This window comes from Azorhizobium doebereinerae UFLA1-100, from assembly GCF_000473085.1.
GTDB lineage: Bacteria > Pseudomonadota > Alphaproteobacteria > Rhizobiales > Xanthobacteraceae > Azorhizobium > Azorhizobium doebereinerae.
The window spans coordinates 174,133-189,264 of the sequence record NZ_AXBA01000010.1 but is presented as its reverse complement, the minus strand read 5'-3'; the positions used below and the strand labels follow the sequence as shown (position 1 = coordinate 189,264).

Here is a 15,132-nt window from a genome sequence, read left to right as displayed (position 1 = left end):
GAGGGCCGGTCCTGGAGCGGACTGCACAGGCACGCCGTGATGACGATGATCGCCTACGCCTTCCTTCAGAACCAACGCCTTGGTCAGGCGAGCGGGGGGAAAAAGGATCTCCGGCCCACCTCCGCGGCCGACCCTACCGGCAATCCGGCAGGCCATCCTGGATCAGATCTTCAAGCCGGACACACTCAGATGTCCACAATGCAGGGCGCGCTTCAGACGTAAAATGCCAAAGTAGTGCTAGTAGGGATGCCTCACGCTATGGGCTGCCAATGAAAGGCACATCGGGGTCAGGAGCTCTGGCCGGTGCCTAGCCCTGCCGCTTCAAAGCTACGCCCGCGCCGCCGGCGGCATTGCCCTCGGTCAGAAATTCCACCCCTGCATTTTCAATTGCGCCGCGGATCTTTGCCGCAGTGTCCACGCGGCCGCCAAGCTCTCCGTCTGCGGCCTCAATCCGCTTAATCGTCGGCTCGGACACGCCGGAGCGTTCCGCAAGCTCGGTTTGCGACCACCCGAGCAAGGCGCGGGCTGCTTTCACCTGCCGTATTGATACTTTTGGTATTGACACCTGCCGCTCCTTGTTGCGATACTTTTTGTATCAAACGCCGTCGTGGGGAGCAACCGATGGGCAATTTCGAACGCCGCACTTTCCTCAGGAATTCCGTAGCTGCCGTAGCAGCCAGCGCCGTTGCGGCAGCTTCATTTCCGAGCGCCAATGCTGGTGCTATTCGTGCCGCGGATGGCGCTGTGGCAGACCCGCTCAAGGGTGTCATCGCCGCTTACCGTGCGGAACTGAGCGACCTCTGCCGGCATCTGGATGTGTATGGCGAAGACGTGGAAATGGAGCAGCCGATTCTGGCCTTTCTACAGGAGGGGGATGTTCCGGCTGCCGCCACACTCGAAACGGCTTTAGACGCCCTGCGCCTCGCCGCGCAGGAACACCGCGACGGCTTCGGCGACCATTTGGTCGGAAATCTCGTCGAGGCTGCACTGGCCTTCTTCGAAGGGCAGACCGCGTAGCACGCGCGCAGAAAGCTGCGCCTCCGCAAATCCGCCCCTTCGCACAATCTAATCACATAGGACAATCGAAATGACGCGCGCCCCTGCCGCTCGGCAAATGCCGACGCACGCTACGAAAACCTCACGCCGCAAGTTCCTGAAGGTCTTGTCCGCAGCGGCCGTGATTCCCGCTGCCGCTAGCAGCGCTGTCATCAGCGCCAATGCTGCCCTTCCGGCCGCAGCGGTTGCCGTGGCTGATCCGATCGCGGATGTGATCGACGCGTATTATCAGGAGACCCAGCGTAACAGGAGCTTGGTGCGTGACCTCGTGGACGACGATACGCCTGCTTGGAATTATCTCGCGCGTACCGAGAATCTTCCTCCGCCGACCACGCGCGAAGGTGCAATTAAGGCGGTGAAGCTGGCGATCGAGGAAGAGGAGATGGGCGGCGTGTCGCCGGTCACGCTCAACTTGCTATATGCGATGTTCGCCTATCTGGACTGCCAGCCGGCCTGAGCTACGCGTACGAACACAGCACCAGGGGCGGTTCTTCGGAGCCGCCCTTTTTGTTTGCCGATTTCCCGCCTCGGGTAGTGGCTTGTGCGGGCCTGCTGTGATTTGCGGTGGCAGGGAAACAAGGGTGGATTCACATGCGATTCCATCCGTGCTCTGCTGCGCGTCCATTTCAGCTGCGCGCGGGCTTCTTCATGTCCCTATCGGTTCGCTATTTCCACTTGCCGGAGGATGGCGGGATCAGGCTCGTCTCGCGGCGCCTTGTCGATGGTGTAGCCAATCAGACTGACAAGATCCCGGAGTTCTCCGCTTCGACGGTTCGCATGGCCGAAGTGACTGTGGAGTCTGAGCGGGGCCGACCCGTCGCGATCCTCAGTGTCCGGGGCACCTTCTGGAGCTTCGATGACGAAGGCGCATATCTGGCGGACAGAGACGCGATCCTCAGCAGTCATTTCTTTAGCCGCAGGAAGCTGGATAAGTCAGGCCCGGTCGTGGATATCCGCTCCGAATTGGAACGCCGGCGTTGGGAAGCCAAGCATCGCTGGACCCCCTCAGTCGATGATATCGAGCTGATCCGGCTGGCGATATGGCCGCAAGCCGGAACGGATGTGCCCGCGGTGGAGAGCGTCAAGGGCTCCGCGCCCAAACGGCCTCCGATGACTTACGAGGGCAGGGAGGCGCGAACTGCAATCTCCCAAGCCCACTTCTCAATTATGATGGCGATTGAGCACCTGTCTGAGCCGGCGCTCAAGGGGCTCGCCTACGATCTGCGCGAAGCCGCCAGGCACGATCTGGAATATCGTGCTCTGAAAATCGGAGCAGCAGAAGAAGTGGGGCGCCTGCGAGAAGTCCGTGCCCGCCATAGGACTGGCCGCGGCATCTGGTACGCGGTAATCGACGTGCTTGAATGGGATGAGGCCAAGCACGAAGGACGCTCCATCAAGAGTGTCACCGAACGGTGTAATGGCAAGAAGGCTGCCATCGAGCGCAGCCGCGTGCTGCTTGCCGAGAATGCGCACCTCTTTGGCGAGCGGACCACCGTAGAGGCCAGCGTCATGTGTGATCTGGAGTTCCGGCCCGGGGATGGAGCTTGAGCCAGCACTGGCCGATCGGTCCAGCACCTGAGAACATCGCCCCGGAAAAGGCGTCAATTGATCGTGCGTTCATGTTCGATCAATGCCGCTGCGGCTTTAAGCGCTTCCGACAGGCGCGGACGTGTCACCCCCCTTAATCGGCTGATGCCCAGCCGGCGTGCCAGAGCAAGCTCAGGATCGGATTGATCCAGAATGTCTCCGCTGAGCAAAACGAGCGAAGTCAGTTCCGCGAGGGGGATGTCGTCCGCGTCACGGCGCTGTCCGTCCTTCCCCGCTCCACGATACGGAAACGTTTCACCTGTCGTTCCCGGACGCCAAAGGAAAATCCCCGAACTCTCCTCGGTGCGCTCGAGATGCACCAGGTGGCGTGAGATATGAGCCTTGATGCGGGAGCCGGTCTTCAGCCATCCGTGCGCCCTTGCGATGCGCTGGGCAAGGATGTCCTCCCTCAACGGCGCCTCGCAGATCATCACCTCTTCGATCATGGCGCGCAGCACGTCCCCATAGTCCTCATCGAAGAACCGTTCGGGATCGCTGGTGAAGCGCGACAGGTCGGACAGGCGATAGGTCGCGGTGGCGTCCGCCACAGCGCCGAGAGGTGCGCTCATGGAGGTATCATCCTCTACCGGTGCTGGGCTCGATCGAGGAGCGGGCTCCTCGGTGTCGGATCGCGAGAGTTCACGCAGGAGTGCCGCGAGGTCGTCATCGGTGGCCAAACCAACCTGAACATTTGCCTCGACCTCGACGACAGGCGGCTCGGCGGCAGGCTCGATCGTTTCGCCCAAATCCCAATGCGTGGTCTCCACCGTGTCGTCGTCCAGCTTTTGACGGCTCTCCTCCAGCAATGCCTGCAACGCCGCATCCAGTCGCTCTGTTGCGCCGCCGCTGTCCCGCCACCAGTCCGTCGACCAGACTCGAACCACGTTCCAGCCCAACCCTCGCAGCACCTCCTCGCGCACCTTGTCCCGATCCCGCGCCGTGGCCGAGCTGTGATAGGTGGCGCCATCACATTCGACACCTGCCAGGAAGCGTCCGGCCCGGTCGGGGTGCTTGATGCCCAGATCAACACGGAAGGCCGAGACACCAACCTGCGTCACGATCTGCCATCCACGCTGTTCCAGCGCCTTCGCAACGGCCTCCTCGAAGGGGGAGTCGTAGCCGCCGAGCGATCCCCGCTCCTGTGCCGCCAGAGCCACTGCACCGCGCGCGGCATAATCGAGAAATGCCTTGAGATGGCGCGGGCCGATGGCCTTGGTGCGCCCGACGTCGATGTCGTCCGCGCTGGTGCCGGAGAAGACGATCAGTTCCTGCCGCGCGCGCGTCACCGCCACATTGAGACGTCGCTCGCCGCCGTCCCGGTTGAGCGCGCCGAAGTCCATGCGCCGCACGCCGGCAGCGTCCTTCGTGAAGGTGATCGAGAAGAGGACGATATCCCGCTCATCCCCCTGTACGTTCTCGAGATTCTTCACGATGGTCGGTTCGTAGCGATCATCGGCAAAGAACCATTCGATGTCCGGCTCGGAGACCCGTGCGCTATCCAGATAGTCCTGGATCAATCCCTGCTGCTGGGCATTGAAGGTGATGATCGCGAGGGTTGGGCGGGCCTTTTCGGGCAGCTTGAGCCAAGCGCGCATGCGGCCCACCGCCTCGGCCACCACCGCACGGGCCTCAATCGCATTGGTGCGGCTCTTGCCGCGATCATACACCCCCTCCGGAACCGGCCTCAGCCGGACCGCGCGGTCCTCGATGTCCGGCGAGGGGAAGGTGACGAGGCGATTGCCATAATACTGCTGGTTGGAGAAGGCGATCAGGGATTCGCTCCGGCTGCGGTAATGCCAGCGCAGGTCGCGAACGGGCAGGCCGGAGGCCTTTGCCTCGTCGAGAATGCTTTCCAGATCGCGCTCGTGCTCCTGAATCTCCTCGTCTTCCTCATTGCGTCCAAAGAAGTTTGTCGGCGGCAGCTGCTTGGGATCGCCGACGATGATCGTCTGCTTGCCACGCGCGATGGCGCCCACTGCATCCCAGGTGGTGATCTGCGAGGCCTCGTCGAAGATCACGACATCGAAGAGCGCATGACCAGCCGGCAGAAACTGCGCGATGGACAGGGGCGACATCAGCATGCAGGGCGCCAGCTTGCTGAACGTCTCCGGCATGGCGCCCACCATCTCGCGAATGGAGCGGCTGGGACGCTGAAGCTCCATCTGGTGGCGCAGCAATCCCAGCTCCGAATTGCGGGCAACGGACTGGACCGGCGGCAGGCCGTGCGAGATAGCCTGTCTCACCCGTGCGGCGGCATGGGTGCGCACGAGGTCGTCAAGACTGCGGAAGCGATCGATGGCGTGCTCGTGCTGGAAACGGTGGAAGCCCTGCAGCACCCGATCACCGTCGATGGCCAACGGTAGCCACCAGCGCACATAAGCGAGCCTCAAGGCGGCCTGCGTCTCGTCCGGTCGCAGCCGGCCCGACAGGAGCGCTTCCACCAGCGGTGCGAGCCCATGGGCTTCGGCCTTGCCGCGGACATTGACCCACGTGGTCCATTCGGCAAGAGCGGTGCGGGAGGCTTCCACCGCCTCCATGGCGTGAACGACATTGGCAAGCGCGCCGGAGCCGACCAGCGCGGTCAGGGAACAGCGGGCCGTCTTCGCCATCTCCTTTGCCGCGCCCGCGAAGCTGGTCAATGCCTGCGTCAGGGCGGCAGCGGCCGGCCGGATGCCACGCCCGTCCCGCTGCTGGGAAATGACCGGATCGACGGCGGCGCTGGCGACATGCAACTCGTCGGCATCGAAGTCCAACGCGATGAAGGCGTCCTGAAGCGCCTGCGCGCGCGCCACAATGGCCCGCATGCCGGAGGTGTCGCTTTCCATACCCTTGAAGGCCAGCGCCTTAGCCGCCAGGGGGCTGGCGTCAATCTGCGCGAGATGGGCCTGCATCAGCCGCAAGAGCGGCAGGATCTCCTGCGGATCCACATCGACGGTGGCATAGCTTGACAGTAGCCGCCGGACACGCCCCTGCCTGTTGATCCGCAGGGGCCAGACGGCGGCACAGGCCTCGCGCCAGTCCCGGTCTAGATCGTCCACCGGAATGCGCGGCACCTCGCTCAGCGCGATGCGGCCGCCGATCCGGGCAAGCGCGGCATGGGCCGAGGCGATGTTCGCTTCTAGGGCCTGGATGGCGGGCAGAAGCTGGTCGAAATCCGGGTCGTAGAAGACGGAGTGATCCGCTCCAGCACAGGCTGAAAGTGCGCTGGCCAATCGCTCGAAACGACCGATCTCGCCAAGCGGCGCGGCGGGCCGTTCCGACAAGCCGAGGGACCGCAAGAAAAGCCCGAAGGCGTCCACCAGTTGGCGGGCCTCGACCCGCAGCCGGCCGGCCGCCGCCAGCAATTCCTGCTGCCACGCGCTGGACCAGTTCTCTGTGCCGATGATTCCGAGTTCCGGGCGGGTGCCCACGGCGGCAAAGACCCGCCCGAGCTCCTCGGCCAGATCCTCCAGTGCCCGCCGCGTGTCCGGATCATGGGCATTGGCGTTCGACCATGCCAGATCGGGGGCGTAACGGCCTTCCTCACGCAGCACCAGTCCCAGCGCCGCATAGACCGACAGCCCATTGGCCTGCCGCCGGTGCAGGGCATCCACATAGGCGTTCAGCTCATCGCGCTTCAGGCGCAGCCGCTCATTGGCGGAAACCCATTCCGCCGCATCTGCGTCTGTGCCCTGCTGCCAAGCCTCCTTGAGCTGAGACAGGAAGCTCTTGCGATCCGTCCGGCTCGAATGCAGCTCCAGACACAAGTTGCCGAGGCCATTCTCGCGCAGGCGCCGATAGACGACGTTCAACGCCGCCGACTTCTCGGCCACGAACAGGACAGTCTTTCCCGCCGCAAGGCAGTTGGCGATCATGTTGGCGATAGTCTGGCTCTTGCCCGTGCCGGGCGGCCCCACGATGACCATATCGTGGCCCTCGGTCGCCAGCAGGCTGGCGATGATCTGCGAGGAGTCGGCCGGAAGCAGGCTCACGACATCGGAGGGCTTGTATTTTCGGTCGAGGTCGCGCTCCTGCGCAGCGGGGCGGCTGGCCCCGGCAAAAGGAGCCTCGGGCGTGTCGATGAGGTGCCGCACCACTGCGTTCTGGCGCAGCAGATCGGTGCGATCGACGAGATCCTTCCACATCAGGTATTTGGCGAAGGAGAAGGTGGACAGGGCCGTCTCCGAAATCACTTCCATGCCGGGCACGTCGCGCACGGCCCGGCGCACATCGGCCAGCAGGCGCGGAACGTCGATGCCGGTCTCGTCCAGCGGCAGTGGGCCTTCGAACTGCGCCAGGCGCAGGTCGAACTCCTCCTCCAGGAATTTCAGCAGCGTGGCGTTGAATCGCGCCTCGTCTTCATGGAAGCGCAGGCTGAAGCGGGCCGAGGCCGCCGCCCGCTCCAGGCGCACGGGCACGAGCAGCAGAGGCGCGCGATAATCCCGCGCCTCTCCTTGCCGCCGCCATCTCAGGAAGCCAACCGCGAGAAAGAGCGTGTTGGTGCCGCCCTCGGACAGATCGTTCCTGGCCTCCCGATAGAGGTCAACGAGGCGCGCCTCCAGCGTGTGGGAGGGCAAAGGCGAGGGCAGTTCATCACGCGACAGGGCTTCCGCCGCGAAGCCGCGGTGCATGTCGTGGCCGCGCACATCGCGGTAGAGGTCCAGATCCCGCCCGCCCAACGGATTTTGGTCGGGCAGAGAGATGATGCGGATTGGGACACTGGCGGCCAGCCGGTCCTCCAGATAGCCGATATCGGTGCACAGGAAGGGCACCGTCTTCTTCGAATCCTTGAAGTTGAGCAGGCGATTGCGCAGCGTCAGATCCAGAAGCTTCTTCTGCCAGCGCTCGATCCGGCCTTGCGGGGTTGTCGGCTTCTGCTCCTGCGGGGCCGGCTCCGGCGCAAGGTCCGGTCCCCAGACCGGCAAGCCAATGTCGATCTGCGCCCGCTCGCCGGCATCGGCTCCGCCTGCCTCATGGGTCGCCAGCGGCATGATCCCGCCGTCACGCTGGCGGCGGACATCGATGGCGCATTGGAATTCGTGCTCGCGCCCCTCGTCCAGCCGAAGCAGAAGAACGCTTTGCGCCGCATCCAGCGGCATGGCCGGCCGGCGCGTGAGGCCGGTGGTCTCCAGAACCAGAAGTTCGCCGGCGGCCAACGCCTTGCGGATCTCCATGGGCTCGTTGACCACGGCGTGCGGCAATGTCCGTTTGCGCAGCCAGACGCCGACAGCCGCATGGCCCGCGAACATGAGCAGCACGGCGTTCAGGCCCGAGGCCTCGAACAGGGCCGCCAGCAGAAGCGTGGAATCCAGGCATGTCGCCAGACCGCCCGCCAGAATGGAGGAAGGATGTCGCACCTTCTGCCCGTGGCGCTCGAAACTCGCGGGCGGCTCGGCATAATGGATGTCGGCAGCGGTCGTCGCCGCATACAGCGCGCTGGCCATCAGGCGCACACGGCCGGCATCGTTGCTCTGGTAGCCATCCAAGCCGGGCTGGTGGCCGTGTTGAGCCAGAATATCCGAGGCGGAACGCAACAGCTTGCCCACTGCGGGATCATTGGGCGTCACGAAGGCCGCCAACAACTGCGACATGTCCGCGCCACCCCACTCGTCGCGGGCCAGCAGGCGGACAAGGGTACGTTCTTCCGCGAGCACGACGTCACCCTGCCGGAGGATCAGCGTGATCTCGCCCCGCTCGGCCTCGTCCAGCCGTGCCAGATAGGCCGGATCCAATTCCACCCTTCGATCCGTTATGACCAGTTCGTCGCCGGCCCGGAGGCGATCAAGGGCCCATGTCTTGGGCCTGAGGAAGGGTGGCGTGGCGGAAAGCTCTATCCGGCAGTGCTCGAGGGGCTGCGCCGTGGGATTGGCGACCACGAGCGAACGCAGCACCGGCACGGCATTCTGGTAGGAGGCGTAAGTGATGGACGACGCCAGATCCACCGACAGAGTCACCACCGCAGCCGGCTCCGGCGCGTCGCTCGATGCACCAGCTTGCAAAGCATCCCCAGTCACAGCCGCTCCCCCCAGCGTCGTAGGGGAAGCAAGCTAGCGCCGTAAGGGCATGACCGGCAATCAGCGAAATCTCCGGTTGCGGGATAGGCTGAAAGCGAGCGGGCCCGAACCCATCTGTTCCCGCCCAATCCCAGCCAATCCCGCCATCTCCCGGAAATGTTGGTATATTCGTTGGTATCTGATGATAGCCAAAACGGCTAAGCTGTTGACAGTTATCTTTAAATCTTAATCTATATCCGTCCCTCCGGACCACCAGATTGTCGCTCCCTGTGGTCCGCGGCGGTCCGCATGGATCCATATAGCGCCTTGCCTGGACATGCTTTTGGGGTTGCCGGCGTCCGCGGGCGTTCGGGGCGCGCGGCAGTGGGCTCAGGCCTGCGCGGCGGCGGCGATCCGGCCGGCGAAGCCGCGATAGGTGTGCAGCGGGCGGCCGAGGATCGCGGTGAGGCGCTCCACGTCGCCGGCTTCGGGCATCATGCCGTCGCTGACATAGCGCTCGGCCATCAGGCGCATCTCGTAGGCCATCCACTTCGGCATGAAGATGGAGAGGTTCTGCTCGAAGGCGGCGGGATCGTCGCCGCCATAGGCGACCGGGCGCCCCAGGACATCCGACCAGATCGCGGCGATGTCCGGGCCGGTCAGCGTGTCGGGGCCGACGAGGTTGATGGTGTCGAGCGGCAGCGCGCCGGGGGCCTCATCGCGGCGGATCAGCTCGCGCGCGGCCACCTCGGCGATGTCGCGGGCATCCACCATGGCGATGCCCTTGCCGCCGACGGGCATGGGATAGACGCCGTGGTTCAGGATGACGTCCCTGATCATCAGATCGTTGTCGATGAAGTAGGCCGGACGCAGGATGGTGGCGCTGAAGCCCATCTGCGCGATCATCCGCTCCGCGCCGGACTTCACCGCGAAATGCGGCACGTTCACGAAGCGCTCGCTATGAAGCACCGACAGATAGACCACGCGCTCGACGCCGGCCTCGCGGGCGATGTTCAGCGTGATGAGGGCCTGGGTGAATTCGTCGCCCGCCACGGCATTGAGCAGGAACAGCGTGCGCACGCCACGGAACGCCGCGCGAAGGGCATCGATGTCGAGCAGGTCGCCGGTGGCGACCTCCACGCCGGCCGGGACGGCGGCCTTCGCCGGGTCGCGGACCAGGGCGCGCACAGCGGCGCCGCGCGCGGCGAGCTGCTGGACGACATGGTGGCCGACACGGCCGGTGGCGCCGGTAACGAGGATGGTCATGGGAGTGTCTCCGGGTTGGTCGAGATGACACAAGGAGAAATGACCGATCCACGGGAGCTCCAATAGACGCTATATCTGGACCCATCGTCTCGTTGGTGGAACAGATGGATCTTCTCGCCCTCGCCGATTTCAACCTCGTCGCCCGCCACGGCGGGTTCGGGCGCGCCGCCCGCGCGGCGGGCCGCCCGAAGGCCACGCTGTCCCGGCGGGTGGCCGAGCTGGAGGCCGGCCTCGACCTGCGCCTGTTCGAGCGCGGCGGGCGCGTGCTGAAGCTCACCGAGGAGGGGCAGGCGCTGTTCGCGCGGACCGGCGTCCTGCTCAGCGAGCTGGACGAGGCGGCGGCGGCGATCGCCTCCGGCGGCGGGACGCCGCGCGGGCGGCTGCGGATCAGCGCGCCGCTGCTCTTCTCGCAGACCGCCATGGGCAAGCTCGCCGCCGCCTTCGCGCTGAAATTTCCCGAGGTGCGCCTGGAGGTGACCACCGACGACCGTGCGGTCGATCTGGTGGAGGAAGGCTACGATCTGGTGATCCGGGTCAATCCCGATCGCGACGACCGGATGGTGGGGCGGATCTTCCTGCGCGACCGGCTGGTGGTCGTCGCCGGCCCCGGCCTTGCGCGGCCGCCGGCCGATGCGCCGGTTCCCGTCGTCGTGCGCGGCGCCGGCGAGCCGTCCGGGATGTGGGAGATGGCGACGTCGGAAGGGCGGTCGCGGATCGCCGTGGAGCCGGTCCTGCGGCTGTCGTCGCTGATGATGGTGCGCGATGCCGCTCGGGCCGGCGTCGGCGCGGCGCGCCTGCCCGTCTCGCTGGTCGGCCACGACCTTGAGGCCGGCCGGCTGGTGCTCTGGGGCGACGTGGAGGGCCCCGAGATCGCCCTGTGGGCGCTCTATCCCTCCCGGCGGCTGCTGAGCCCCCGCGTTTCCGCCTTCCTCGATCACCTGAAGGCGGCCTTCCCGCACGGCGCGCCCCACGAGCTGGCGGGCTACATGGAGGCCTGACCCTCCTTCAATGCAGCCGACGGCATGGGGGGCCGGACGTCTGCGAGGGGGGCTTGCGGACATGCGACCTGTCTTGTGCCGCTGTCGTCCGCGCGCCGGCTACCGTGGTTGGACCCGCTCCAAAAAGGCGACGCTCGGCCGTGCGCGCTGGCGCACCGTTGGCCGCGCGGCCATCGCCATGCTAGTCATCGCGTTTACGCAGCGTGGTGGGGAAACAGGTGCTGTCTCAAATTGCATTGGAAGACGACATCGAGCTCGATTTCAGGAGCCTCGACGAATGGCTGGCGTGGTTCAACGCCAACACTCTCTTCGGAGACGATCGCCATACCGATCAGGTCCGCCAGGCCTCAATCCGGAGCGGTCTTGAAGAACCCCTGACCGGCCGCCGCTTCGCCGCCGGGGAGATCCACTGGGATCCCGCCAATTATCGGGAAACGGGTCTCGCCGGCGGACTGACCGCGCGGCATCGCGGGACGCTCTACGCCCTCAAGCGGTGCTTCCCGCAGATCGACAAGTACGAAACCCGGATCTATTGCTCCGAGGCGCTGACCGAGTTCGCCTTGCTGATGCGCGGTACCTTCCCCAAGTTCATCGGCACCGAATATGCCACCACGCAAGACGAAGAGCGCTGGCTGTTTCCTATTCCGCACGCTGATCTGACGGCGCTGTCCTACCCGGCGGAAACCTTTGACCTGGCGATCACCAACGAGGTGCTCGAGCATGTCCCCAGCCTCGATCAGGCCCTGGCGGAGATCTGCCGCGTCCTGCGCCCCGGCGGCTGGCATGTGGGCACCTGCCCGTTCGTCATGATGCAGAGCCATTCGATCGTGAAGAGCAAACTGCAGGACGGCCGGATCATCCACCTGATGGAGCCGGAATATCACGGCAATCCCATGAGCGCCGAAGGCTCGCTGGTGTTCGAGATCCCCGGCTGGGACATCCTGGAGAGAGCCCGCGCCATCGGCTTTTCCGATGCGTTCTGGAAGTTCATCCAGTCCGAGCGGCACGGCATCGCCTCCAACGGCTGCGGCGGCATCTTCGTCCTCTGCCTCCAGCGCTAGGCCGCCGGGAACATCGCCGCCCTCCGGCCCCTGCCCCGGACGCATGGTAAGGTGGTCTTCTTTTCTTGATTCGGGGGCGGATCATGATTGCCGGCCGGGTTTTGCTGTTTTCGGTGTCCGCATGCGCGCTGCTCGCGGCGCGCGCGCCCATGGCCGGCGCCGCCGACCTGTCCGCCAGGCCGGCCGCGACGGCGCTGCCCGCCGGCTCCTGGACCGGCTTCTACCTCGGCGTCCATGCCGGGGCGGGGCTGACCTCCGCCGCCTGGGGCGATGCCACGGGGCCGCTCGGGGCCAGCGAGGCGCAGAACTTCCCGGTGATCGGCAATGCCGGCGCCGCCATCGGGGGCGGGCAGATCGGCTACAACCAGCAGATCGGCAGCTATGTGCTGGGCGTCGAGCTCGACGCCAGCTTCGGCCAGCTCACCGGCCTGACGCGCTGCGCGAACGGCTGGCAGTCGATCTGCTCGGACAGCACCGATGCCCTGGGCACGCTGGCCGCCCGCCTCGGCTATGCGTTCGACAATGTGCTCGTGTACGGCAAGGCCGGCGGTGCCTTCGCGCGCAGCAGCCTCACCGCGACCGGCCTCGCCTATGCCGGCCAGTTCACCGGCTCCGACACCGCCTTCGGCTGGACCGTGGGCGGCGGCGTCGAGGTGGCGCTCACCCCGCAGGTCTCGGCCAAGGCGGAATATGCCTATCTCGACTTCGGCTCCGGCACGGCCGGGCTGAGCAACGGCGCGCTCTCCAGCGCGGTGGACGTCACCCGCTCGGCGCAGTTGGTGAAGGTCGGCCTCAACTGGCATCCCGCCACGGCGCCGCTGCCCGGCACGGCGCCGGCATCGGCCAGCGGCCGGAACTGGTCCGGCCTCTATGTGGGCGGGCACGCCGGCGGGGCGTGGGCGGGCGACGACTGGACCGCCGCCACCGGCCTGTTGCGGACGGTCTCCGCCTCCGGCGCCTTCCCCGGCTCCGGCGATGCCCAGGGCCTGTTCGGCGGCGGCCAGGTGGGCATCGACTACCAGTTCGGCCAATGGGTGGTGGGCGCGGAGGCCTCGGCCAGCGCCGCCTCCATCGGCGGCGCCACCCCCTGCGCCAGCAACAACCGGGCCCTGATGAACTATTCCTGCAGCGACACGCTCACCGCCATGGGGACGCTCGCCGGCCGCCTGGGCTGGAGCCTGGGCGATGCCCTGGTCTACGGCAAGGCCGGCGCGGCCTGGGCGCAGGCGAACGGCACCGCGCAGCCGACGGAATCGGCGCTCTATCTCAGCCAGTCCGGCACCCGCTGGGGCTGGATGGCGGGCGCGGGGCTGGAATATGCCCTCGGCGGCAATCTCTCCGCCTTCGTCGAATACGACCATTTCGACTTCGGCACGCAGGATCTCGCCTATGCCGGCTTCGGCGAGGCGGCCACCGCCAGCTTCAAGCAGCGGCTCGACGCGGTGCGCATGGGCCTCAACTACCGCCTGGCCTGGGGCGAGGCGGCGGGCGCCCCGGCCGCGCCGCGCGCGCCGGCGCTGCCGGTGGGCTGGACGGCGGAAATCGGCGCGCGCTATTTCGCCAGCACCGGCCGGATGCAGAAGGACCTCTATGATCCCTTCACGCCGCAGCGCCTCAACTCCCGCCTGATCTACGACGACACCACCGGCCAGGCGGGCGAGGCCTTCTTCCGCTTCGACAATCGCAACGACCTGTTCCTGAAGGGCTATGCCGGCCTCGGCACGCTGTCCGGCGGCACGCTCTATGACGAGGATTTCCCTGCCGGCCCGGCCTATTCCAACACCGCGACCACGCTGCGCGACGGGCATTTGTCCTACGGCGCGCTCGACCTCGGCTATGATTTCATCACCCGCGGCCGCGACACGCTGGGCGCGTTCGTCGGCTACCGCGCCCTGTATCAGCAGGCCAATGGCTACGGCTGCCTGCAGATCGCCCAGTCCAACGTCTGCGACGCGGCGCAGCAGGCCGTCTTCCCCGCCCTGATCAGTAATCGCGCGCTCAGCGAAACCGAGCTCTGGCAGGGCGTTGCGCTGGGGCTCAACAGCCGGATGGCGCTCTCCGACCGGCTGCGGCTGGAGGTGGATGCCGCCTATCTGCCCTATGCGCTGCGCGCCAGCTCCGACAACCACTGGTTCCGGGCCGATATCAACCCGCAGACCGAGCGCGGCCACGGCTGGGGCACGCAGATGGAAGCGGTGCTCACCTACGCCGTCACCGACCGCTTCGACGTCGGCATCGGCGGGCGCTACTGGTTCTTCGCCACCGATGAGGCCTCCACGCAGTTTCCCGGCGCGCCGCTGCGCTCGCCGCAGACCTTCTATACCGAGCGCTACGGCGCCTTCCTCCAGGCCTCCTACCGCTTCGGCGACCTGCCGCCGCCGGAGGCCGCCGCGCCGGGCCGCATCGCCAAGGCCCCCGCCCCGGCGCAGGCGCAGGCCAACTGGACCGCGCTCTATGCCGGCGCGACGCTCGGCGCCGGCAAGGCCCACACCACCTACCAGTCGCCCTTCGCGACGCCGGTGTCCGGCGACGCGGTGGACCTCGGCGGCGCGCTCGCCGGCGGCCAGGTCGGGGCCGACTACCAGATGGGCCATCTCGTGCTCGGCGCCGAGGCGGCCGGCGCCTGGGCGCACCTCACCGGCACCGACACCTGCTTCTCCACCGCCCCGGCGGGGGAGAATTCCGGTTTCAACTGCGGCAGCCGCGTCAGCGCGCTGGGCTCGCTGACCGGGCGGCTCGGCTATGCGGCGGACCGGGTGCTCCTCTATGCCCGCGGCGGCTTCGCCTGGAACCGGCAGAGCGACAGCTTGAACACCGTCGCCTTCGATGGCGGGATCCTTGCCGACAGCGGCAGCAATACCGGCTGGACCCTCGGCGGCGGCATCGAATATGCGCTGCTGCCCAACCTCTCGGTCGGGCTGGAATACAAGCACTATGACTTCGGCGCCGCCTCGGCCTTCAGCACCACGGTGCCGGCCGCGCTGGCGGGCGTGAACCTCGCCCCGGACGGCGTGCGGATCGACACCGTGGCCATGAACCTCAACTGGCGCTTCACTGCCTTCGATCCCCGCTAGGACGGATCGACATTCAGGCCCGCTGCCTCTTGTGACGGCGGCTCCTGTAGCCGGGAGATCTCATCCCTAATCCCGCACGCCGCACCCCCTCCCCCCTTGCGGGGGAGGGTTGGGGAGG

9 protein-coding genes and 1 pseudogene are annotated in these 15,132 nt (G+C 66.5%); 7 read left to right on the top strand and 3 right to left on the bottom strand.

Annotated elements, in window-relative coordinates:
* A pseudogene (locus YU1_RS34225) lies at positions 1 to 222 on the top strand (IS701 family transposase); the annotation flags it as partial.
* Between the two features lie 85 nt (positions 223 to 307).
* On the opposite strand, the gene YU1_RS32610 reads toward YU1_RS34225, so the two are convergent.
* Complete coding sequence (locus tag YU1_RS32610) at positions 308 to 535, bottom strand: helix-turn-helix domain-containing protein (RefSeq protein WP_342446988.1); 228 nt, start codon at positions 533 to 535, stop codon at positions 308 to 310.
* A gap of 86 nt (positions 536 to 621) precedes the next feature.
* Between YU1_RS32610 and YU1_RS0109050 the strand changes: the two genes are divergently transcribed.
* From YU1_RS0109050 to YU1_RS0109040, 3 genes are all read left to right on the top strand, one after another.
* Positions 622 to 1,017: a hypothetical protein gene (locus YU1_RS0109050; RefSeq protein WP_156922011.1), complete on the top strand. Its 396-nt coding sequence runs from the start codon at positions 622 to 624 to the stop codon at positions 1,015 to 1,017.
* Positions 1,018 to 1,087: 70 nt separating this feature from the next.
* Positions 1,088 to 1,513: a hypothetical protein gene (locus tag YU1_RS0109045; RefSeq protein WP_029003788.1), complete on the top strand. Its 426-nt coding sequence runs from the start codon at positions 1,088 to 1,090 to the stop codon at positions 1,511 to 1,513.
* Positions 1,514 to 1,647: 134 nt separating this feature from the next.
* Entirely contained in the window at positions 1,648 to 2,604 is a 957-nt protein-coding gene (locus tag YU1_RS0109040) for a hypothetical protein (RefSeq protein ID WP_029003787.1), read from the top strand.
* Between the two features lie 53 nt (positions 2,605 to 2,657).
* On the opposite strand, the gene YU1_RS0109035 is transcribed toward YU1_RS0109040, so the two are convergent.
* Complete coding sequence (locus tag YU1_RS0109035) at positions 2,658 to 8,579, bottom strand: DUF3320 domain-containing protein (protein WP_245263271.1); 5,922 nt, start codon at positions 8,577 to 8,579, stop codon at positions 2,658 to 2,660.
* A gap of 426 nt (positions 8,580 to 9,005) precedes the next feature.
* Positions 9,006 to 9,881, bottom strand: coding sequence for an SDR family oxidoreductase (locus YU1_RS0109030; RefSeq protein WP_029003785.1), 876 nt, complete (start codon positions 9,879 to 9,881; stop codon positions 9,006 to 9,008).
* A gap of 104 nt (positions 9,882 to 9,985) precedes the next feature.
* Between YU1_RS0109030 and YU1_RS0109025 the strand changes: the two genes are divergently transcribed.
* From YU1_RS0109025 to YU1_RS0109015, 3 genes are all read left to right on the top strand, one after another.
* Entirely contained in the window at positions 9,986 to 10,879 is an 894-nt protein-coding gene (locus YU1_RS0109025) for a LysR family transcriptional regulator (RefSeq protein ID WP_029003784.1), read from the top strand.
* A 218-nt stretch (positions 10,880 to 11,097) separates the two neighbouring features.
* Complete coding sequence (locus YU1_RS31900; RefSeq protein WP_198018875.1) at positions 11,098 to 11,940, top strand: class I SAM-dependent methyltransferase; 843 nt, start codon at positions 11,098 to 11,100, stop codon at positions 11,938 to 11,940.
* Between the two features lie 149 nt (positions 11,941 to 12,089).
* On the top strand, positions 12,090 to 15,014 hold the full coding sequence (locus YU1_RS0109015; protein WP_198018874.1) for an outer membrane beta-barrel protein: 2,925 nt from the start codon (positions 12,090 to 12,092) through the stop codon (positions 15,012 to 15,014).
* Positions 15,015 to 15,132 lie beyond the last annotated feature (118 nt).

Coding starts and splice junctions, on each gene's coding strand:
- YU1_RS0109045 (WP_029003788.1), top strand. CDS start 1,088: ATGACGCGCGCCCCTGCCGCTCGGCAAATGCCGACGCACGCTACGAAA.
- YU1_RS0109025 (WP_029003784.1), top strand. CDS start 9,986: ATGGATCTTCTCGCCCTCGCCGATTTCAACCTCGTCGCCCGCCACGGC.
- YU1_RS0109040 (WP_029003787.1), top strand. CDS start 1,648: ATGCGATTCCATCCGTGCTCTGCTGCGCGTCCATTTCAGCTGCGCGCG.
- YU1_RS0109050 (WP_156922011.1), top strand. CDS start 622: ATGGGCAATTTCGAACGCCGCACTTTCCTCAGGAATTCCGTAGCTGCC.
- YU1_RS0109015 (WP_198018874.1), top strand. CDS start 12,090: ATGGCCGGCGCCGCCGACCTGTCCGCCAGGCCGGCCGCGACGGCGCTG.
- YU1_RS0109030 (WP_029003785.1), bottom strand. CDS start 9,881: ATGACCATCCTCGTTACCGGCGCCACCGGCCGTGTCGGCCACCATGTC.